This is a genomic window from Kribbella endophytica (genome assembly GCF_054781295.1).
In genome coordinates this window covers 2,529,765-2,548,698 of the sequence record NZ_BAAGUR010000001.1, presented here as the reverse complement: position 1 = coordinate 2,548,698, position 18,934 = coordinate 2,529,765, and the positions used below count along the sequence as shown (strand labels likewise).

Annotated in this window: 19 protein-coding genes; 11 read left to right on the top strand and 8 right to left on the bottom strand. The window is 67.2% G+C overall.

From position 1 onward, the window contains the following. Nucleotides 1-232 precede the first annotated feature (232 nt). The 5 genes from soxR (at nt 233) to ACYVIO_RS12160 (ending at nt 3,443) form a co-directional block, all read left to right on the top strand. Complete coding sequence (gene soxR / locus ACYVIO_RS12180) at nt 233-706, top strand: redox-sensitive transcriptional activator SoxR (protein ID WP_460650806.1); 474 nt, start codon at nt 233-235, stop codon at nt 704-706. A 200-nt stretch (nt 707-906) separates the two neighbouring features. Continuing rightward, complete coding sequence (gene snpA / locus ACYVIO_RS12175; RefSeq protein WP_460650805.1) at nt 907-1,548, top strand: snapalysin; 642 nt, start codon at nt 907-909, stop codon at nt 1,546-1,548. Between the two features lie 580 nt (nt 1,549-2,128). Next, nucleotides 2,129-2,464, top strand: coding sequence for a hypothetical protein (locus ACYVIO_RS12170; protein ID WP_460650804.1), 336 nt, complete (start codon nt 2,129-2,131; stop codon nt 2,462-2,464). Nucleotides 2,465-2,615: 151 nt separating this feature from the next. After that, the gene (locus tag ACYVIO_RS12165; RefSeq protein WP_460650803.1) at nt 2,616-2,966 is read left to right on the top strand and encodes a hypothetical protein; all 351 of its coding nucleotides are present in this window, start codon (nt 2,616-2,618) and stop codon (nt 2,964-2,966) included. A gap of 144 nt (nt 2,967-3,110) precedes the next feature. Next, a complete protein-coding gene (locus ACYVIO_RS12160; protein WP_460650802.1) occupies nt 3,111-3,443 on the top strand; it encodes a hypothetical protein in 333 nt (110 codons plus the stop codon). 486 nt (nt 3,444-3,929) lie between these two features. Here ACYVIO_RS12160 and ACYVIO_RS12155 read toward each other — a convergent pair whose 3' ends face one another. After that, nucleotides 3,930-4,952: a LacI family DNA-binding transcriptional regulator gene (locus ACYVIO_RS12155; RefSeq protein WP_460650801.1), complete on the bottom strand. Its 1,023-nt coding sequence runs from the start codon at nt 4,950-4,952 to the stop codon at nt 3,930-3,932. A 225-nt stretch (nt 4,953-5,177) separates the two neighbouring features. Here ACYVIO_RS12155 and ACYVIO_RS12150 point away from each other — a divergent pair, with 225 nt between their 5' ends. Then, complete coding sequence (locus ACYVIO_RS12150) at nt 5,178-6,257, top strand: ABC transporter ATP-binding protein (RefSeq protein ID WP_460650800.1); 1,080 nt, start codon at nt 5,178-5,180, stop codon at nt 6,255-6,257. 78 nt (nt 6,258-6,335) lie between these two features. Here the strand turns inward: ACYVIO_RS12150 and ACYVIO_RS12145 are convergent, their stop codons facing one another. Together ACYVIO_RS12145 and ACYVIO_RS12140 are read right to left on the bottom strand one after the other, a co-directional pair. Continuing rightward, nucleotides 6,336-7,325, bottom strand: a complete 990-nt coding sequence (locus ACYVIO_RS12145) for an ABC transporter permease subunit (protein ID WP_460650799.1) — start codon at nt 7,323-7,325, stop codon at nt 6,336-6,338. Beyond that, complete coding sequence (locus tag ACYVIO_RS12140) at nt 7,322-8,275, bottom strand: ABC transporter ATP-binding protein (protein WP_460650798.1); 954 nt, start codon at nt 8,273-8,275, stop codon at nt 7,322-7,324. Before ACYVIO_RS12140 ends, ACYVIO_RS12145 begins: the two co-directional genes overlap by 4 nt. A 230-nt stretch (nt 8,276-8,505) precedes the next feature. Between ACYVIO_RS12140 and ACYVIO_RS12135 the strand changes: the two genes are divergently transcribed. From ACYVIO_RS12135 to ACYVIO_RS12115, 5 genes are read left to right on the top strand one after another with little or no spacing between them, the layout of a single operon-like run. Next, a complete protein-coding gene (locus ACYVIO_RS12135) occupies nt 8,506-8,823 on the top strand; it encodes a metal-sensitive transcriptional regulator (protein WP_460650797.1) in 318 nt (105 codons plus the stop codon). 31 nt (nt 8,824-8,854) lie between these two features. After that, complete coding sequence (locus tag ACYVIO_RS12130) at nt 8,855-9,079, top strand: heavy-metal-associated domain-containing protein (RefSeq protein ID WP_460650796.1); 225 nt, start codon at nt 8,855-8,857, stop codon at nt 9,077-9,079. Continuing rightward, nucleotides 9,076-10,074: a hypothetical protein gene (locus tag ACYVIO_RS12125; protein WP_460650795.1), complete on the top strand. Its 999-nt coding sequence runs from the start codon at nt 9,076-9,078 to the stop codon at nt 10,072-10,074. The genes ACYVIO_RS12130 and ACYVIO_RS12125 overlap by 4 nt, the downstream gene beginning before the upstream one ends. 13 nt (nt 10,075-10,087) lie before the next feature. After that, complete coding sequence (locus ACYVIO_RS12120; RefSeq protein ID WP_460650794.1) at nt 10,088-12,322, top strand: heavy metal translocating P-type ATPase; 2,235 nt, start codon at nt 10,088-10,090, stop codon at nt 12,320-12,322. 1 nt (nt 12,323) lies between these two features. Then, entirely contained in the window at nt 12,324-12,788 is a 465-nt protein-coding gene (locus tag ACYVIO_RS12115; RefSeq protein WP_460650793.1) for a DUF4396 domain-containing protein, read from the top strand. Between the two features lie 52 nt (nt 12,789-12,840). Here ACYVIO_RS12115 and ACYVIO_RS12110 read toward each other — a convergent pair whose 3' ends face one another. The 5 genes from ACYVIO_RS12110 to ACYVIO_RS12090 form a co-directional block, all read right to left on the bottom strand. Next, nucleotides 12,841-14,385 (bottom strand): glycoside hydrolase family 13 protein, encoded by a 1,545-nt coding sequence (locus tag ACYVIO_RS12110; RefSeq protein ID WP_460650792.1) that lies wholly within the window; start codon nt 14,383-14,385, stop codon nt 12,841-12,843. Between the two features lie 28 nt (nt 14,386-14,413). Further along, the gene (locus tag ACYVIO_RS12105) at nt 14,414-15,382 is read right to left on the bottom strand and encodes a carbohydrate ABC transporter permease (RefSeq protein WP_460650791.1); all 969 of its coding nucleotides are present in this window, start codon (nt 15,380-15,382) and stop codon (nt 14,414-14,416) included. Beyond that, nucleotides 15,379-16,308: a carbohydrate ABC transporter permease gene (locus tag ACYVIO_RS12100; RefSeq protein ID WP_460650790.1), complete on the bottom strand. Its 930-nt coding sequence runs from the start codon at nt 16,306-16,308 to the stop codon at nt 15,379-15,381. Before ACYVIO_RS12100 ends, ACYVIO_RS12105 begins: the two co-directional genes overlap by 4 nt. Then, nucleotides 16,308-17,687 (bottom strand): ABC transporter substrate-binding protein, encoded by a 1,380-nt coding sequence (locus ACYVIO_RS12095; RefSeq protein ID WP_460650789.1) that lies wholly within the window; start codon nt 17,685-17,687, stop codon nt 16,308-16,310. Before ACYVIO_RS12095 ends, ACYVIO_RS12100 begins: the two co-directional genes overlap by 1 nt. A gap of 224 nt (nt 17,688-17,911) precedes the next feature. Next, the gene (locus ACYVIO_RS12090; RefSeq protein WP_460650788.1) at nt 17,912-18,919 is read right to left on the bottom strand and encodes a LacI family DNA-binding transcriptional regulator; all 1,008 of its coding nucleotides are present in this window, start codon (nt 18,917-18,919) and stop codon (nt 17,912-17,914) included. Nucleotides 18,920-18,934 lie beyond the last annotated feature (15 nt).

Here is an 18,934-nt window from a genome sequence, read left to right as displayed (position 1 = left end):
ATCATCTTCAGCGGGTTGCTGAAACCGACGGGTCGGAGCGCCTGGGAAATGCTCTGGTGACGCGACGCGCGCACCGACGCCAAAAAGTATACCCCGACTCCGGGACCAGCCTGACCACGGATAGCAACCACCCCCTGTCTCCGCCCTGTCGACGGGCGCCCGGCGTACGTCGTACGGAGGGAAAAGTCTCAAGGGAGCTTCAGGTCTTGCGCGGGTCTCCTAGGGTGAAGACATGTCGCAGGAGAACGTGCCCAGCAAGGACCACTGGCTCTCGATCGGGGAGATCGCGGGCCGCTCGGGGGTCGCCGCGTCGGCGCTGCGGTTCTACGAGGACCAGGGCCTGATCAGTTCGCGACGAACGTCGGGCAACCAGCGCCAGTACCAGCGCAGCACGCTACGGCGGGTCGCGTTCGTCCAGGCGGCGCAGCGGGTCGGCCTGGCGCTGTCCGAGATCAAGCAGGCGCTGGACTCGCTGCCCGACGACCGCACGCCGACCCGCGCGGACTGGAGCCGGCTGTCCAAATCCTGGCGCAGCCGTCTCGACGAGCGGATCGACGAACTGGAACGCCTGCGCGACGACCTCGACGGCTGCATCGGCTGCGGCTGCCTCAGCCTGCAGCGCTGCAACCTGTACAACAAGTCCGACCGCCTGGCAGAACGCGGGCCTGGGGCACGCATCCTCAATGTCGGCATTCCGGGCGAGTAGCACCTCGTCCGTTCGGAATCCGTTCCTGGCATAGGCGCGCAGTTATGACAGTCATAGAACCTGTGACAGCCAACGAGGGTTAACCCCCGACTTCTTCCCGATCTGGTGTGGATTGCGTCCCGGCTTGGCAACATCCCGGTCTGTAGCGATCAGTGATCCGCTGGTCGCTTTCCGCCACAGATCCGGAGTGAGGCCCTCCCATGTCGCATCGCCGTATCCTGAGTTCGCTGGCCGGTCTGGCCGCCGCGGCCCTGGCAGTCCCCGCCTTCGCCGCCGCCCCCGCGCAATCGGCACCCGCGCCGGCCACCAGCTCGCCGTCCTCGATCGCCGCGTACACCGGTTCGCCGCAGGACGCCGCCGCCACCAAGGCGTTCTACGAGGCCGTGATGAAGTCGGCCCGGGCCAAGCAGGCCAAGGCCGGCAACAAGCTCGCCGCCGTCACCGTCACGTACGCCGTGGACGCCCCGACCTTCGCGTCCCTGATCTCGTCCAGCGCGTCGATCTGGAACTCGTCGGTCAGCAACGTCACCCTCGTCGAGGGCAGCAACTACGACTTCTACTACACCGAGGGCAACGACCCGCGCGGTTCGTACGCCTCGACCGACGGCCACGGCAGCGGCTACATCTTCCTGGACTACGCCCAGGCCCAGCAGTACGACCCGCTGCGCATCACCGCCCACGAAACCGGCCACGTGCTCGGCCTCCCCGACCACTACTCCGGCCCCTGCAGCGAACTGATGTCCGGCGGCGGCCCCGGCCCGTCCTGCACCAACCCCAACCCCGACGCCACCGAGCGCTCCCAGGTCAACGCCCTCTGGGCCAACGGCCTCGCCAAGCGCTGACCCCGAACCTCCGGCTCGGAACCGCCCGGCAGGGGACGGTTCCGAGCCGGAGTACTCCCCGGACAGGGAAGCAGGAAAGAGCAACAACAGTGCGCAAGGTCTGCGCTGGCCAGGCATCTGCCGCGCACTGAGACCAACTGTTGCGGACGCGCCGCCCGCCCCACGGCGCGTCCGCACTTGCTCGCCGCCACCGAACATAGGAACTCGGCTACATGCAGCCCGGCCTAGCGCGGAGGGTCATCTCGCGTCGATACGCGCTAGCCGATCGGCGCTCGAGACGGATCGGTCACTTTCCTAAACTAATCAACCTCTCGAGATGCACCCCAGGACGGACGTTCTCTCGTCCGAAATCGGCCCACCTTCAGTCAAGTATCTGCCTCACCAAGAGGCTAGTCCGGCATCCCCGCGTGCTTGTCACACAGCCTCGATATGTCTGGACGAGGGCACGGCTCGGCGTGGCGACAGAGAAGCATAGTGTGCGATCCGCGCAGTATCTGCTGCATCTCCGACGATCCACAACGGATAGACGACCTCAACGCATCCTGTAACACATCGACTCCAACCCCGATACACCCTGTACATGCCGGTGCCGTGGGGGGCACGAGCACGATCCGGCGAATTCGAAGGCACAGCAGACATCGCGTCTTTGCCTGCCGAAATTACAGGGGAGCAAGCCTTGGCACTCGATGAACGACGGCTCAGCCAGACGTTGAGCGAGTGTGGACGTCGCCTCGACAACATGAAGCGCGACACGACCACCATCACGAACGACATTGCCCGCCTCGGGCAGGATTTTCGCAACGACAAGCGCTTCACGAACGACTCATACAGCTTGACGAGCGAGATCCGAGAACTCGAACGCGCTGTTGAAAAGGTCAAGAGCCGAATCTCGTCAATCGGTCGAGCAAACCGGTGAACCTTGGGTCGATCTCCCCGGTGAGCCCGGAGCCGCCACTCGACGCCGAGAGGCTCTCCTCCAGCGGACGAGTTGACCAGGTCCTACCGGCAAGCATGCTGCCAGTGACTGACACCACGCGTCACGATTCTCTCAATAAGAGGCCAAGAAGATGAAACAGCACGAGATCTCGTTCAATACGTCAACCACGGTGCCTCAGATCAAGCGGGTGCTGGCAGACGTCTTCCGCGGCGCAAACCTCGGACCAATCGAGTCGAGCACGAATGGTTTGCTGGACACCGAAGCCCCGGCAGACGTCGAACTGGTCGCAGACAAGCGCACAATCACCGGAGCCTGGGCAGTCCAGGTTTTTGTCTTCGATCGTGAGCAGCACCGAGAGGTCACACTCATCGCACTCGGCGACGGCGGCGCTTCGAGAGCGTTTCACGGCATCAAAAATACGCTTTCGCTTTCCAAAAGCGTTCGGGTCGCCGAGGAGGCGGCGGCCGCAATCGGCAGATGATTGTGGCGGGCCGCATGCGACGTACTCCGACATGGCGACGATGTGGTGACGTAACGGAGGCGAGCTACCAACAACTGTCGGAGAATCTATGCCGTAGCACGCCTGAAGCTTAGGCATACTGACAACTTCCAGGGGGCGGAATCGATGTATAAGACGAACGAAGAACTACAGGCGGCAGCCGATCGTATCGGCGAACTACAGGCAGGGGTGATAGAGGGCAGTGTCGCCTCACCAGTCGCTGCGGGAGATGAGATCGTCGAAAAGGCGCGCGCGGTACTCAGCACCTATATCACGCTCGCAGACCTTCCCAACGATTACATGTATCAGAAGTATGTTGAGCCACTCGGCAATTGGTGCATGGAACTGGCGATGCTGTGGATGGGCAAAGAAGATACGCCACGGGGTGCAGCACTGAAGGCGTGTTTCGATAGCGTGTCAGGACTTGTCAAGGAGTTCAGCTATTTGAACGAGAGCTAGAACCCGAAACTGAGGGTGGATCACCGATCGCGTCGCTAATTGATCACTGGCCGAGTACGCGTGGTCCACTCCCAGAAGTGCGCGGCGCGGTCTCAGTTCGCGCATGCATCGAGGGCGATGACCCGCGCGACTTGTACGCCTCGCCCGACTGTCCCGGCGGCGGCCCGCGGCCAGTCTTGCACCTACTCCCCCCAGCCACCGAGCACCACGTCACCGACTCTGGGCTACCGCCTCATCACCCGGGCGCTCCCTGAACCTCCGTCTCGGAACCGCCCGGGCGGCAGGTCGTCCTCGGCTGTGCGGATCCGGATCTGACATGGCAGTCGGTCCTCGCGCCTGCCTCAGAGCGCGGCAGGGCCTCAGCCACAGCGGGCCTCGCGCACTGTTCTTCTCTGTCTTTGTTCTTGCTCTTTGTCGTTCTTGTTCTTTGGTTGGGCTTTCCGCTCTTTGTCCTTGGTTCTGCTTCTCTTGCCCTCTGTTTGTTCTCTATCCCCGTACTGGGCCTGTGCTGTTGCGGACTACGAGTTCGGGGCGGAAGAGGAACTCCGTGCGTGGGGTGGTGTGGCCTCGGACCTCGTCCAGGAGGGATTGGACGGCGGCTAGCGCCATGGCCTGGACTGGTTGGCGGACTGTGGTCATGGGGGGATCGGTGAATTCCATCATCGGGGCGTCGTCGTAGCCGACTACCGAGAGGTCTCCCGGGACTGACAGGCCTCGTTGGCGGGCGGCTCGGATGACGCCGAGCGCCATCATGTCGGAGCCGCAGATGACGGCCGTGGCGCCGATGTCGAGGAGGCGTTGGGCTGCGGCCTGGCCGCCTTCCACGCCGAAGACGCTGAGTTCGACCAGGTGGTTGATCTCGTCGTCGGAGAGGCTCAGTTGGGCCTTGAGGGCGGTGCGGAAGCCCGCGAGTTTGCGCTGTACGACGATGAAGCGCTCGGGGCCCGACGTGAAGCCGATACGTCGGTGGCCGAGGGCGACCAGGTGGGAGACCGCCAGCTCCGTCGCGGCGTACTCGTCCGAGGAGATGAAGGGCGCACCGACCCCGGGCAGCCAGCCGTTGACGAAGACGACCGGAAGGTTGCGGTCGACCAAGGCCTGATACCGAGCGTGATCGGCGCCTGTGTCCGCGTGCAGGCCGGAGACGAACATGATCCCGGAGACCCCGCGTTCGAGCAGCATCTCGACGTACTCGTCCTCGCTCGCACCGGACGGCGACTGGGTGCACAGCACCGGCGTGAAGCCGCGCTGCGACAGCGCCGACTCGATCACCTGGGCGAAGGCCGGGAAGATCGGGTTGATCAGTTCCGGCATCACCAGGCCGATCAGGCCGGCCGAGCGGCGGCGGAGACGGGTCGGGCGTTCGAAGCCCAGGACGTCCAGCGCGGTCAGGACCGACTGTCTGGTCTCCTCGGCCACTCCGGGTTTGCCGTTCAGGACCCGGGACACCGTCGCCTCGCTGACCCCCGCCTTGACCGCGATGTCCGCCAGCCTCGCTCTGCTGCTCACGACCGGTCACCCTACCCAGCCGGGCTGCTCCTTGCAGCAAGAACCTGCAAGATCTTGCAGACTCCGACTGCGCAGACCTGTCCAGAAGGTGAACACTATGCACACCTCTTCCGGCGTAAACCTTGTCAGGAGCAGCCGGGCAGGTGAGGATGGGCGCACCCCCGCCCGGGGGCCTTTACTACGGATCGTCCGGCACGTTCCTGCCGGTGAAGGGATCGAACAGTCATGGCTACTGTGTCTTTCAAGGCGGCGACCCGGGTCTACCCCGGTTCTGACAAGCCCGCTGTCGACAAGCTCAACCTCGAGATCGAGGACGGCGAGTTCATGGTCCTCGTCGGCCCGTCCGGTTGTGGTAAGTCCACCTCGCTGCGGATGCTCGCCGGCCTCGAAGAGGTCAACGAGGGCTCCATCTACATCGGCGACCGCGACGTCACGCACCGTCCGCCGAAAGAGCGCGACATCGCGATGGTGTTCCAGAACTACGCGCTCTACCCGCACATGTCGGTCGCCGACAACATGGGCTTCGCGCTGAAGATGCAGGGTGTCTCCAAGGAGGACCGTGCCAAGCGTGTCATGGAGGCCGCCAAGCTGCTCGGCCTCGAGGAGTACCTGGACCGCAAGCCGAAGGCCCTGTCCGGTGGACAGCGTCAGCGGGTTGCCATGGGCCGCGCCATCGTGCGGAACCCGCAGGTCTTCCTGATGGACGAGCCGCTCTCGAACCTCGACGCCAAGCTGCGGGTGCAGACCCGTACGCAGATCGCCGAGCTCCAGCAGCGTCTCGGTGTCACGACCGTCTACGTCACCCACGACCAGGTCGAGGCCATGACGATGGGCGACCGCGTGGCGGTCCTCAAGGACGGTCTGCTCCAGCAGGTCGACACCCCGCTGAACCTGTACGACAACCCGAAGAACCTGTTCGTGGCCGGCTTCATCGGCTCGCCCGCGATGAACCTGCTGACCGCGGACCTGGTCGAGGGTGGCGCCAAGCTCGGCGACTACACCATCCCGGTCTCCCGCGACATCCTGGCCAAGGCCGGCAGCGACAAGACGGTCTCGATCGGCGTCCGCCCGGAGGCCTTCAAGGTCTCCGACAACGGCCTGCCGGTGAAGGTCGCCGTGATCGAGGAGCTCGGCGCTGACGCGTTCCTCTACGGCACCGCCGAGCACGACGGCAACCACCAGCAGATCGTGGCCAAGATCGGCGCGCGGATGAACGTCGAGAAGGGCTCGCTGATCCACCTGGAGGCGCAGACCGACAAGCTGCACCTGTTCTCGGCCTCGACCGAGGAGCGCCTGACGGCCTGACCGTCTCGCACCAGCACGACGCCGGCCCCGAGTGGATTCCACTCGGGGCCGGCGTTCGTCGTACGGCGAAACGTAACGTCAGGTGACGTCGCGCCGGTTGAAGACCAGCGCGCCGAGCGCGATCAGCACGACCGCGCCGATACCCAGGTACCAGGCGCCGTGCTCGAAGCTGAGCGTCTTCTCGATCGACTCGCAGTTGTACGAGCCGTCGTTGCCGGTGGTGCACTTGTTCACCCAGTACTTCGTGCCGTGCAGCACCCAGGCGTCGAAGTTCAGCCGGGCCAGCCAGGGCTGCGCCGACACGAGCACGCTGCCGAAGATGCCCTCGACCAGTACGGCGTACCCCATGATCACGCCGATCGCCGCCGCCGTGTGCCGCAGCAGCAGCGCCAGTACGCCGCCGAGCGCGCCGGCCACGCCCGCGAGAATCACGGTCCGGCCCGACGTCTCCAGCAGGTTGCCCCAGACCTTGCCGGTGGTGCCTGTGGTCACGCCCATCTGGGAGACGATCAGGTACGTTCCGGCGAGCAACAGTGCCAGCGTCACCACCGCGACCGGCACCATGCCGAGCGCGACCGCGACGAGTTTGCTGCCGTAGACGCGCATCCGCCGTGGCTCGAAGGTCAGCCAGTTCCCGATCGAGCCGCTGCTGAACTCCGCCCCGATGAAGCTCGCGCCGATCAGGAACGCGGCGAAGGCCAGCAGGTACGACGACCCCTGCAGCAGGCTCGGCATCAGCTCGGTGAAGACCGTCTGCGGCTTGCCCCACTCCTCGATCTTCGGCTCGGAGTAGGTGCACATCTCCTCGACCGACGGCTTCGGGTCGGGCTGGGAGGCGTAGTTGTCGCGGCACTCCTGGTCGTACTTGTCGTGGTTCTTCACCCAGTCGGCGTGCGCCTGCTCGAACTGGACCTTCACGTTCTGCTGCTCCGCGGCCGACAGCGGGCGCGAGTTCCACCAGGTGGCGGCCAGCATCAGCACCGTGACGCCGAGCACCGCGACCACGCCGAGCATCACCAGGCGGCGCGCGACCAGCCGCCGCAGCTCGACTCCCGTCAGCCGGATCACAGCTTGCCTCCCGTGGTCGTCTCGTCAGCGGCCAACCCCTCGTCGGCCGTCAGCTCCAGGAACACCGACTCCAGGTCCGCCCGGACCGGAACCAGCTCGGCGACGTACAGCTCGCGCTGGGCCAGCCGGCGGGTGATGTCGGCCGGGTCCTCCGCGCCGTCCACGAACAGGTAGTTGCCCTCGGCCCGGACCGTCAGACCGCCCTGCGTCAGTACGGCGGCCGCCGCCTCCTGGTTGCCGATCGCGAGCTTCACGGTCGACTTGCCGGTGCTGCCGATCACCTCGGCCACCGAGCCCGAGGCGAGCAACCGGCCGTGGCCGATGATCGAGACCGTGTCGGCGACCTGCTCGACCTCGGCCAGGATGTGGCTGCTGACCAGGACCGTGCGGCCCTGCTCGCCGAGCGCGCGCATCGTCTCGCGGATCTCCCGGATACCGGCCGGGTCGAGCCCGTTGGTCGGCTCGTCGAAGATCAGCAGGTCCGGCTCCTTGAGCAGCGTCGCGGCGATCGCCAGCCGCTGCTTCATGCCGAGCGAGTACGTCTTGAACCGGTCCTTGCCGCGGTCGCCGAGCGAGGTCTCCTCGAGCACCTCACCGACCCGGCTGCGCGGTGCGCCGATCGCGTCGGCGAGCAGCTCCAGGTTCTTGCGGCCGGTGAAGGCCGGGAAGAACTTCGGCGACTCGACGATCGCACCGACCCGCGACACCACCTCGGGCAGGTGCTCGGGAACCGGCCGGCCGAACAGCGCCATCGCGCCGGCGTCGGCCCGGATCAGCCCGAGCAGCATCCGGATCGAGGTGGTCTTGCCCGAGCCGTTCGGCCCGAGGAACCCGTGCACACCGCCGACCGGCACGTCCAGATCGAGCCCCTGGACCGCGACCACCCGCTTGCCTCGCCGGGTCCGGTACGTCTTGCGCAGGCCCCGCGTACTGATCGCCAGGTCCGTCATGCCACCCCTTCTCGTCGTGCACGGTCTGTTGCTCACAGCCCGCAATGGATCGCATCCCTAACGCGATGAGACGCACAGACTGCCAGTTTGGTTGGTTCACCGCCTGAGAGCAGTGAGCCGAATTACCCCCATGGGGTATCGTCCAGGGGTTGCGTCTGATACCCCAAGGGGGTAACTTACGAGGCGTCGACATACCCCCCTGGGGTAGCAGTGAGGGAAAGAGGGCCACGATGACCGACCAGCCGACCGAAACCCCCGCCGAGCACGTGCACGGGTACACCAGCGAGAAGTCCAGTCACCTGAAGCGGCTGCGGCGGATCGAGGGACAGGTGCGCGGGCTGCAGCGGATGGTCGAGGAGGACAAGTACTGCATCGACATCCTGACCCAGGTCTCGGCGGCGACGAAGGCGCTCCAGTCGTTCTCACTGGAGCTGCTCGACGAGCACCTCTCGCACTGCGTGGTCGAGGCCGCCCAGCGCGGCGGCGCGGAGGCGGAGGAGAAGGTCCGCGAGGCCTCCGACGCGATCGCCCGCCTGGTTCGTAGCTGATCCACCACCACCAACACGAGGAGTTCCCACGATGACCACCACCACGTACGCCGTCTCCGGGATGACCTGCGGGCACTGCACCTCCGCGGTGACCGAGGAGCTCAGCAAGCTCCCGGGCGTGCAGAACGTCACCATCGACCTGAACGCGGGCGGCACGTCCGCCGTCCAGGTGACGAGTGAGACCGCGCTGGACGAGAGCGCCGTGCGCGAGGCCGTCGACGAGGCGGGCTACGAGCTGACGGGCGCGACGGCATGAGCCGGGCTGTCGCGCTCCGGCTCGGCGCGTTCGCCGGCGTGCTCGTGCTGGCCTTCGCCGGTGCTTTCGCGATCGGCTCCGCGGTCGACCCGATCGCGGCAGCCGAACCGACGCAGGACAAGGCCGGTTCCCCGGGCATGGACGGCATGGCCGAGGAACCGGCCGGCGGTCACGGTGAGGGACACGGCGACGCGAGCGCCCAGCCGCCCGGGCTCGCGGTGTCCCAGGCCGGTTACACGCTGGTCCCGTCGGCCACGTTCTTCCAGCCGGGCCAGAAGTCCCCGTTGCGCTTCACGATCACGGGTCCGGACGGCAAGCCGGTCACGCAGTACACGAAGACGCACGAGAAGGACCTGCACCTGATCGTCGTACGGCGTGATCTGTCCGGCTTCCACCACGTGCACCCGACAATGGATGCCGCAGGCAACTGGTCGATCCCGTTCAGCTTCACCGCCGGCGGCACCTGGCGCCTGTACGCCGACTTCCAGCCGGCCGGGCACGACCAGACCCTCACGCTCGGCACGGACGTGAACGTGTCCGGCCTCTACATCCCGGTCCCGCTGAGCAAGCCGGCGAGCGTCTTCACCATCCACGGGTACGACGTGACGCTGGCCGGGAAAACCCAGGCGGGCAAGGAGTCCGAGCTGACCTTCGCCGTCAGCAAGAACGGCAAGCCGGTCACCGATCTGCAGCCGTACCTCGGCGCCTTCGGTCACCTGGTGTCGCTGCGCAGCGGCGACCTCGCCTACCTGCACAACCACCCGTCGGAGCACGCCGAGCCGGGCATGAAGGGCGGGCCGCAGATCACCTTCGGCACCACCTTCCCGACCGCCGGCACGTACTCGCTGTTCCTGGACTTCCAGCACGCCGGCGCGGTCCACACCGCCGAGTTCACCGTGACGGTGGACGCCGACGGCACCACGATCGTCCCGCCGACCGCGCTGCCGAGCAGCAGCACGACCCCCGGGCACGACGCCACTCCGCACGGCCACTGAGAGGAGGCACTCCATGACAACCCCAGAAACCGGGCAGTCCGTCGAGCTCATCATCGGTGGCATGACGTGCGCCTCCTGCGCCGCCCGGGTCGAGAAGAAGCTGAACCGGATGGACGGCGTCACCGCGACGGTGAACTACTCCACCGAGAAGGCCAAGGTGACGTACGCCGACGGCGTCAGCACCGACGACCTGGTCGCCACCGTCGAGGCCACCGGCTACACCGCCGCCCTGCCCGCACCCGCGGGTGAGGAGGCCACAGCAGAAGAGACCGACGAGCTGAAGCCGCTCAGGGAAAGGCTCTGGGCGAGCATCGCGCTCGCCGTACCGGTGATTGCCCTGGGCATGATTCCGGCGCTGCAGTTCGACTTCTGGCAGTGGGCGTCGCTGACGCTGGCGGCGCCGGTGGTGACGTGGGCGGCCTGGCCGTTCCACAAGGCCGCCTGGACGAACCTGAAGCACGGCGCCGCGACGATGGACACGCTGATCTCCCTGGGCGTGCTGAGCTCGTTCTTCTGGTCGCTGTACGCGCTGTTCCTCGGTGGGGCCGGCGAGCCCGGGATGAAGATGCCGTTCACGCTGATCCCGTCGCGCGGTGGCGGCACCGAGGAGATCTACCTCGAGGTCGCGGCCGGCGTGACGACGTTCATCCTCGCCGGGCGGTACTTCGAGGCCCGCGCCAAGCGCCGTTCGGGTGCCGCGTTGAAGGCGCTGATGGAGCTCGGCGCGAAGGACGTCGCCGTACTGCGGGACGGTGTCGAGCAGCGGATCCCGGCCGACCAACTGGCCGTCGGCGACGAGTTCGTCGTACGGCCTGGTGAGAAGGTCGCGACCGACGGCGTGATCGTCACCGGGAGCAGCGCGGTCGACGCATCGATGCTGACCGGCGAGTCGGTCCCGGTCGAGGTCGGTGAGGGCGACGCGGTCGTCGGCGCCACCGTGAACGCCGGCGGGCGGCTCGTCGTACGGGCGACTCGGGTCGGCTCGGACACTCAGCTGGCGCAGATGGCGCGGCTGGTCGAGGACGCGCAGAACGGCAAGGCGGCCGTGCAGCGGCTGGCCGACCGGATCTCGGGGATCTTCGTGCCGATCGTGATCGGGCTGGCGCTGCTGACGCTCGGGTTCTGGCTCGGGAACGGGTCGGCGGTCGAGGTCGCGTTCACAGCTGCGGTCGCCGTACTGATCATCGCCTGCCCGTGTGCGCTCGGGCTGGCCACGCCGACCGCGTTGATGGTCGGGACCGGCCGGGGCGCGCAGCTCGGGATCCTGATCAAGGGCCCGGAGGTGCTGGAGTCGACGCAGCGCATCGACACCGTCGTACTGGACAAGACCGGGACGGTCACGACCGGGCGGATGGATCTGGTCGACGTACTGCTGGCCGAGGGTGAGCAGCGGGCCGACGTACTGCGGTTGGCGGGGGCGCTCGAGCACTCGAGCGAGCACCCGATCGCGCAGGCTGTTGCCCGGGGCGCCTTTGACGAGCTGGGCAAGCTGCCGTCCGTCGAGGACTTCGGGAACGTCGAGGGCCTTGGTGTGCAAGGGATCGTGGACGGCCACGCCGTACTGGTTGGTCGGACGCGGTTGCTGGAGGAGTGGAGCCAGTACCTGCCGGCGGATCTCGCGCACGCCAAGGAGCACGCCGAGGCCGAGGGCAGTACGGCGGTCGCGGTCGGTTGGGACGGCAAGGCGCGCGCCGTACTGGTGGTCGCGGACACGGTGAAGCCGAGCTCGGCGGAGGCGATCAAGCAGCTGCGGGCGCTCGGGCTGAAGCCGGTGCTGCTGACCGGCGACAACGAGGCGGTCGCCCGCAAGGTCGCCGCCGAGGTCGGGATCGACGAGGTGATCGCCGAGGTGCTGCCGGCCGACAAGGTCGACGCGGTCAAGCGGCTGCAGAGCGAGGGCCGGGTCGTGGCGATGGTCGGCGACGGCGTGAACGACGCGGCGGCGCTGGCCCAGGCCGACCTCGGACTGAGCATGGGGACCGGTACGGACGTGGCGATCGAGGCGAGCGATCTGACGCTCGTCCGCGGTGACCTGCGCTCGGCGGCGGACGCGATCCGGCTCGCACGACGGACGCTCGGCACGATCAAGGGCAACCTGTTCTGGGCCTTCGCCTACAACGTCGCGGCGATCCCGCTGGCCGCGGCCGGCCTGCTGAACCCGATGCTCGCCGGCGCGGCGATGGCGTTCAGCTCGGTCTTCGTCGTCACCAACAGCCTCCGCCTCCGACGCTTCACCACGGAGAACTGACATGTCTCACCACCACGTTGCCCCCAGCGGCAAAGCGCTGACCAAGCAGGCGATCTCCGCCACCGTCCACTGCCTCACCGGCTGTGCGATCGGCGAGATCCTCGGCATGGTGATCGGTACGGCGCTCGGCCTGCACAACCTGGCCACGGTCGTCCTGTCGATCGCCCTGGCGTTCGTCTTCGGCTACTCGCTGACGATCCGCCCGGTCCTGAGCGCCGGCGTCGCCTTCAAGCAGGCGCTGAAGGTGGCGCTCGCCGCGGACACCCTCAGCATTCTGACGATGGAGATCGTGGACAACGGCTTCATCCTGGCGGTGCCCGGCGCGATGGATGCGGGGCTGGCGTCAGTGCTGTTCTGGGCCAGCTTGATCGCGTCGCTGGCCATTGCCTTCGTGCTCACGGTTCCGGTGAATCGGTGGTTGATCGGCCGAGGCCGAGGCCACGCGGTGATGCACGCGTACCACTGACAAAAGAACAGTCGCGCCCGCGGAGGTCTGTGGCCCTCCGCGGGCGCGACTGTCAGCGGATCCAGGCCGTCGTGTCGGACGGGAGACGGCCTTCCTCCAGGGGGGAGCTGGTCAGGAGGATCTCGCCGGTGGGGAGGTCGATGGCGTCGGGGGTGAGGTTGACGATGCAGGTGAGGGCTGAGTCGCGGGTGAAGGTGAGGACGCCCGGGGCCGAGTCGAGCCAGGTCAGTACGCCGTCGCCCAGTTCGGTACGGCGGATCTTCAGGCCGTCTCGGTAGAGGGCGAGCATGGAGTTCTGGTCGGCTTGCTGGGACTCGACCGTGAGGTTCTTCCAGTCGGCCGGCTGCGGCAGCCACGGCGTACCGGTGCCGAAACCGAACGGGGGTTCCTTGCCGGACCACGGGATCGGGACGCGGCAGCCGTCGCGGCCTCGGTCGGTGCCGTTGGAGCGGGCGAAGATCGGGTCCTGCAGGAGCGCGTCGGGGAGGTCCTCGACCTCGGGGAGGCCGAGCTCCTCGCCTTGGTAGACGTACAGGCCGCCGGGCAACGCCATCGCCAGGAGGGCGGCGGCGCGGGCTCGGCGTTCGCCGAGGACGAGATCGGTCGGCATGCCGTGCTTGCGGTCCTGGTGCGAGAACGACGTGTCCGGGCGGCCGTACTTCGTGACCGGGCGGGTGACGTCGTGGTTCGAGAGCACCCAGGTCGGCGGTGCGCCGATCGGGACGTGCGTGGTCAGGGTCAGGTCGATCGAGGCCCGGAGCTCGTCGGCGTCCCACGGGCGGGACAGGAAGTCGAAGTTGAACGCGGTCTGCATCTCGTCCTGGCGCAGGTAGAGCGCGAACCGCTCCTGGTCCGGCATCCACATCTCGCCGACCAGGAAGCGACCCTCGTACGCGTCCGTGATCGCCCGCCAGCCGCGGTACACCTCGTGCACCTCGTCGTGGTCGGTGTAGGACTCCTCGACTCTGTCCAGGTCCTTGAACAGGACGGCGGCGCTGTCGATCCGGATGCCGTCGACGCCGCGGTCGAGCCAGAACCGGAGGATGTCGTGGAACTCCTCGACCACCTCGGGGTTGCGCCAGTTGAAGTCCGGCTGCTCGGGCGCGAACAGGTGCAGGTACCACTCCCCGTCCGGCACCTGCGTCCACGCCGGGCCGGCGAAGATCGACTGCCAGTCGTTCGGCGGCAGCCCGCCGTCGCGCCCGGCGCGGAACAGGAACCGCTCACGCTCTGGAGACCCGGGACCGGCCGCCAGTGCCTGGACGAACCAGTCCTGCTGGTCCGAGCCGTGGTTCGGCACGATGTCGATGATGGTTCTGATGCCGAGCGCGTGGGCCTCCTCGATGTACGCCTCGGCCTCGGCCAGGGTGCCGAAGCTGGGCTCGATCGCGCGGTAGTCGGCGACGTCGTACCCGCCGTCGGCCATCGGGGACGGGTACCACGGGTTCAGCCAGATCGCGTCGACGCCGAGGTCGGCCAGGTAGGGCAGCTTCGCGCGCAGGCCGGCCAGGTCGCCGATCCCGTCACCGTTGCCGTCGGCAAAGCTCCGCAGGTACACCTGGTAGATCGCGGCCCCGCGCCACCATGTTTCCGACATGCTTCTCCTTAGGTTTGGTTGGGGGGGATCAGCCCTTGAGGCTGCCGGCGGTGAGACCCGCCATGATGCTGCGCTGGAACACGAAGAAGACCAGGATCGTCGGCAGCGACGCGATCACCAGTGCCGCGATCAGCACGTTCTGCGGCATCTGCGCGGACAGCGACGCGATGCCGACGCTGATCGACATCTTGTCGGTCTCCGGCAGCACCAGCAGCGGCCAGACGAAGTCCTTCCAGACCGTGACGACCGACAGGATCGACACCACGCCGAGGATCGGCCGGGACACCGGCAGCACGATCGACCACAGGATCCGGACCGGGGACGCGCCGTCGATCTCGGCCGCCTCCAGCAGCTCGCGCGGGATCGAGTCGAAGAACCGCTTGAGCAGGAAGATGAAGAACCCGTTCGCTGCCGCGGGCAACCAGATCGCCCACGGGGTGTTGAGCAGGTTGAAGTGGAACAGCGGCACGTCCTTGGCGACCAGGTACGTCGGCAGCAGCAGCACCATCGGCGGGATCATCAGCGTCGCCAGCATCAGGCCGAGGATCAGCTTGCCGAAGAACGGCCGCAGCTTGGACAGCGCGTACGCCGCGGTCACGTCGACCAGCAGCGTGAACAGCCACGCGCCCCCGGCATACAGGGCGGTGTTGCGCAGGAAGACGCCGAGCTGGAGCTGGTCCCAGGCTTCCTTGTAGACGCCGAAGTCGTAGTCCTTGGGGAAGAAGCTCGGCGGGATCTGCGCCAGCTCGTCCGGCGACTTCAGCGCGCCGGTCACCATCCAGTACAGCGGGAAGACGAAGGCGATCGTGAAGCCGACCACCACGACGACCAGGACGGTCCAGTAGATCAGCTTGCCGTGCCAGGTCCGCAGCGACAGCGGGGAGACCAGGGTGCGGGTCTCGTACGCCGTGCCCTTGCGCTTCTTCTGCACGCGCACTGCCGGCGGCTCGGGATCTGTTGCCGGGAGCACCGGTTGGGGTTGCAGTGTGGTTGTCATCGGCCACCTTCGTTGTCGCGCGAGACGCGCAGGTAGAACGCGGAGAAGACGAGCAGCACGACCATCAGCATCAGGCCGAGCGCACCACCGCCACCGAAGTCGCCGAAGTTGAAGGCGTACTGGTACATCAGGTAGGCGACCGTGACGGTCGCGTTCTCCGGGCCGCCGCCGGTCAGCAGGTACGGCTCGATGAAGACCTGCATGGTCGCGACGATCTGGAGCAGCAGCATCACCAGCAGGATCAGCTTGGTCTGCGGCACGGTCACGTGCCAGACCCGGCGGAACAGGCCGGCGCCGTCCAGCTCGGCGGACTCGTACAGGTCGCCGGGGATGGACTGCAGCGCGGCCAGGTAGATCAGCGTGCCGGTGCCGAGGTTCATCCAGGTCGAGACGATCACCAGCGAGATCAGCGCCGTACTGGTCGAGTCGAGCCAGGCCAGCGGCGGGAGGTGGAAGACGTCGAGGATCTGGTTGAACAGGCCCGAGCCCGGGTCGTAGAACCACTTGAACAGCAGCACCCCGACCGCCGGGGGCAGCATCACCGGCAGGTAGACGACGAACCGCAGGTACGCCTTGGCGTGCCGCAGTTCGTTCAGTACGACGGCCAGCACGAACGGGATGACGTACCCGACCACCAGGGCCAGGCCGCTGAACGCCGCGGTGTTCAGCCAGGCGGACCGGAACGCCGGGTCGGCGAACACGGTCCGGAAGTTCTCCAGGCCGACCCACTGCGGCGGGTCGACGAAGTTGGTCTGCTGAAAGCTCAGCACGATCTCCCGGATCATCGGGTACCAGGAGAAGAAGGCGAAACAGATCAGCGCCCCGCACAGGAACCCGTACGCCGTGAGGTTCCTGCCGACCGCGCGGCGCGCCGCCCCCTGGTTCGGGGAGCGGCGCACCAGCGGTTTGGCGGTGACTGTGGCCATCAGGTGTTCTTGGCGAGGATCTTGTTCGCCTTGCCCTCGGCGTCCGAGAGCAGCTTGTCGATGTCGGCGTCCTTGCGGGTCAGCACCGCGGACATGGCCACGTCGAGCACGGCGTACAGCTCCTGCGCCTTCGGCGGCTCGAGCTTGTTGGTGATGCTCGCCTGCACCGACACGTACGGCGTGAAGTGGTCGACCGGCACGGTGGCGAACTGCTTGCGCAGGGCCACGATCTCCTTGCCCGGGGCGGTGTCGCCGTACAGGTCCGGGATCGGCAGACCGACCGGGCGGCCCTGGGTCTTGGCGCGCTCGTAGTTGAACTGGCCCTTACCAGGAGTGAGTTCGTGGAACTCGAGCCAGGCCAGACCGGCCTTGATCTTCTCCGGCGACGCCTTCGGGTTGAACATGTAGCCGTCGCCACCGGACAGCGACGCCTTGCCCTCGGACTCCGGTACGGCGGTCACGCCGTAGTCCTCGAACTTGCCCTGGAAGTCGTTGTTCACCGACTGCACGACGTCCGGCGCGCCGATCATCATGCCGAGCTTGCCGGAGCCCATCATGCGCATCAGGTCCTCCCACTGCAGCAGTTGCTTGCTGCCCATGGAGTTGTCGTTCCAGCGCATCTGCTTGAGGTTCTCCAGCACGGCCTTGCCCTCGGCGCTGTTGAACGCCGCGGACTTGCCGTCCTCGCTGACCATCGAGCCGCCGCGGGCGTACAGCGACGCCGCGAAGTGCCAGCCGCCGGTGTTGCCGGCGGAGTACTCACCGAAGCCGGTGTAGCCGGCGCCGAGCCCGGCGATCTTCTTGGCCGCCTCCTGCACCTCGGCCCAGGTCTTCGGCGGGGCGTCGGGGTTCAGCCCGGCCTGGGTGAAGAGCTTGCGGTTGTAGACCAGGCCCATGTTGTAGTTGTTGCGCGGGACGCCGTACGTCTTGTCGCCGTCGTTGAAGACGCCCTTGACGTCCGGGCGGACGTCGTTGAGCGCCTTCACGCTGCCGACGTACTCGCTGATGTCGGCGGCCTGCTTGGCCTTGATGATCTTCTGGACGTCGGTGTAGTAGACGTAGAAGACGTCCTCCTGGGTGCCGCCGGCCAGCTTCGCCTGGAAGGTGTCGGGGTTGATGCAGGGAAAGGCGTCCTTGCTCTGGATCGTGATGTTCGGGTGCGCGGTCTGGAACGCCGCGACGTCCTCGTCCCAGCCGGCCCGCTCCTTCGGGTTGCTCTTCGGCGGCTGGCAGCCGACGGTGATCGTCACCTTCTGGTCGGCGCCGCCGGAGCCCTGCGCGGCCGGTTCGTCGTCCCCCGATCCGCAGGACGCGGCGGTCAGCCCCAGTCCCGCGACGAGCAACAGGCCAAGTGCCCTGCGGTGGCTCGTTGTCCTCATCGATCTGCCCTTCCTCGGTACGGCCGAGGGCGAGTCCCGCCCCTTGATGTGGTCCGTACCGTAGGCAACCCGACCGGATGTGCGCAATACTTCGATCACTAGTTGCAAAAACGAGACTTTGTTGCGGAACTTGCGGGTACAGCAAAAGGGTGGAACAGGCCGTGGCCTGTTCCACCCTCGGTGGTCGCGTTGTTACTCGGTGTGTTTCGGGGTGACTTTCGTTGTCAGACGGTGACGGCGTCGGTCTTCAGCCGGGCGGTCGACGCACGGACCACGAGCTCGGGCTCGAACAGCAGCTCGTCGGCCGGTACGGCGGCGCGCTCGATCAGCGCGACCAGCATGTCGACGGCAGCCCGGCCCATCGCGTCGATCGGCTGCCGGACCGTGGTCAGCGGCGGGTCGGTGCAGTTCATCATCGCCGAATCGTCGTACCCGATCACCGAGACGTCGTCGGGCACCTGGAGGCCGGCCCGGCGGACCGCGCGGATCGCGCCGAGGGCGAGGATGTCGCTGGCGCAGACGATGCCGGTGACGCCGTGCTTGACCAGCCGGGTCGCGGCCGCGTGGCCGCCCTCGAGCGAGAACATCGTGTGCTCGACCAGCGCCGGGTCCGCCTCGGGCGACCCCATGAACGCCTCCAGCTTGCGCCGCGACGGGATGTGGTCGCGCGGGCCCAGAACCAGCCCGATCTTCTGGTGGCCGAGCGCGCGCAGGTGCCCGATCGCCATCTCCGCGGCGACGAAGTCGTCGGACGAGACCTGCGGGAAGCCCAGGTGGTCGACGGCCGCGTTGACCAGCACGGTCGGCAGCTTGCGCTCCTGGATCAGCTCGTAGTGGGCGTGCGGCGCGTCGGCCTGGGCGTAGAAACCGCCGGCGAAGACAACGCCCGACACCTGCTGCTGGAGCAGCAGGTCGACGTAGTCCGCCTCGGACACGCCGCCGACCGTCCGGGTGCAGAGCAAGGAGGTGAAACCTTGCTGCGCCAGCGCGCCGCCGACCACCTCGGCGAAGGCCGGGAAGATCGGGTTCTGCAACTCCGGCAGCACCAGGCCGACAAGTCGTGCGCGGTCGCCGCGCAGCTGGGTCGGCCGCTCGTACCCGAGCACGTCGAGCGCGGTGAGCACCGCTTCCCGGGTCGCCTCGGAGACACCAGGCTTGCCGTTCAGCACCCGGCTCACGGTCGCCTCACTGACGCCGACCTTCTTCGCCACCTCAGCAAGTCGTCGAGTCATGACGCAAACTCTACG

What these genes read in the sequence shown, in the direction of transcription:
- soxR (WP_460650806.1), top strand. Translation starts at nt 233, where the DNA reads ATGTCGCAGGAGAACGTGCCCAGCAAGGACCACTGGCTCTCGATCGGG.
- snpA (WP_460650805.1), top strand. Translation starts at nt 907, where the DNA reads ATGTCGCATCGCCGTATCCTGAGTTCGCTGGCCGGTCTGGCCGCCGCG.
- ACYVIO_RS12170 (WP_460650804.1), top strand. Translation starts at nt 2,129, where the DNA reads ATGCCGGTGCCGTGGGGGGCACGAGCACGATCCGGCGAATTCGAAGGC.
- ACYVIO_RS12165 (WP_460650803.1), top strand. Translation starts at nt 2,616, where the DNA reads ATGAAACAGCACGAGATCTCGTTCAATACGTCAACCACGGTGCCTCAG.
- ACYVIO_RS12160 (WP_460650802.1), top strand. Translation starts at nt 3,111, where the DNA reads ATGTATAAGACGAACGAAGAACTACAGGCGGCAGCCGATCGTATCGGC.
- ACYVIO_RS12150 (WP_460650800.1), top strand. Translation starts at nt 5,178, where the DNA reads ATGGCTACTGTGTCTTTCAAGGCGGCGACCCGGGTCTACCCCGGTTCT.
- ACYVIO_RS12140 (WP_460650798.1), bottom strand. Translation starts at nt 8,275, where the DNA reads ATGACGGACCTGGCGATCAGTACGCGGGGCCTGCGCAAGACGTACCGG.
- ACYVIO_RS12135 (WP_460650797.1), top strand. Translation starts at nt 8,506, where the DNA reads ATGACCGACCAGCCGACCGAAACCCCCGCCGAGCACGTGCACGGGTAC.
- ACYVIO_RS12130 (WP_460650796.1), top strand. Translation starts at nt 8,855, where the DNA reads ATGACCACCACCACGTACGCCGTCTCCGGGATGACCTGCGGGCACTGC.
- ACYVIO_RS12125 (WP_460650795.1), top strand. Translation starts at nt 9,076, where the DNA reads ATGAGCCGGGCTGTCGCGCTCCGGCTCGGCGCGTTCGCCGGCGTGCTC.
- ACYVIO_RS12120 (WP_460650794.1), top strand. Translation starts at nt 10,088, where the DNA reads ATGACAACCCCAGAAACCGGGCAGTCCGTCGAGCTCATCATCGGTGGC.
- ACYVIO_RS12115 (WP_460650793.1), top strand. Translation starts at nt 12,324, where the DNA reads ATGTCTCACCACCACGTTGCCCCCAGCGGCAAAGCGCTGACCAAGCAG.
- ACYVIO_RS12110 (WP_460650792.1), bottom strand. Translation starts at nt 14,385, where the DNA reads ATGTCGGAAACATGGTGGCGCGGGGCCGCGATCTACCAGGTGTACCTG.
- ACYVIO_RS12105 (WP_460650791.1), bottom strand. Translation starts at nt 15,382, where the DNA reads ATGACAACCACACTGCAACCCCAACCGGTGCTCCCGGCAACAGATCCC.
- ACYVIO_RS12100 (WP_460650790.1), bottom strand. Translation starts at nt 16,308, where the DNA reads ATGGCCACAGTCACCGCCAAACCGCTGGTGCGCCGCTCCCCGAACCAG.
- ACYVIO_RS12095 (WP_460650789.1), bottom strand. Translation starts at nt 17,687, where the DNA reads ATGAGGACAACGAGCCACCGCAGGGCACTTGGCCTGTTGCTCGTCGCG.
- ACYVIO_RS12090 (WP_460650788.1), bottom strand. Translation starts at nt 18,919, where the DNA reads ATGACTCGACGACTTGCTGAGGTGGCGAAGAAGGTCGGCGTCAGTGAG.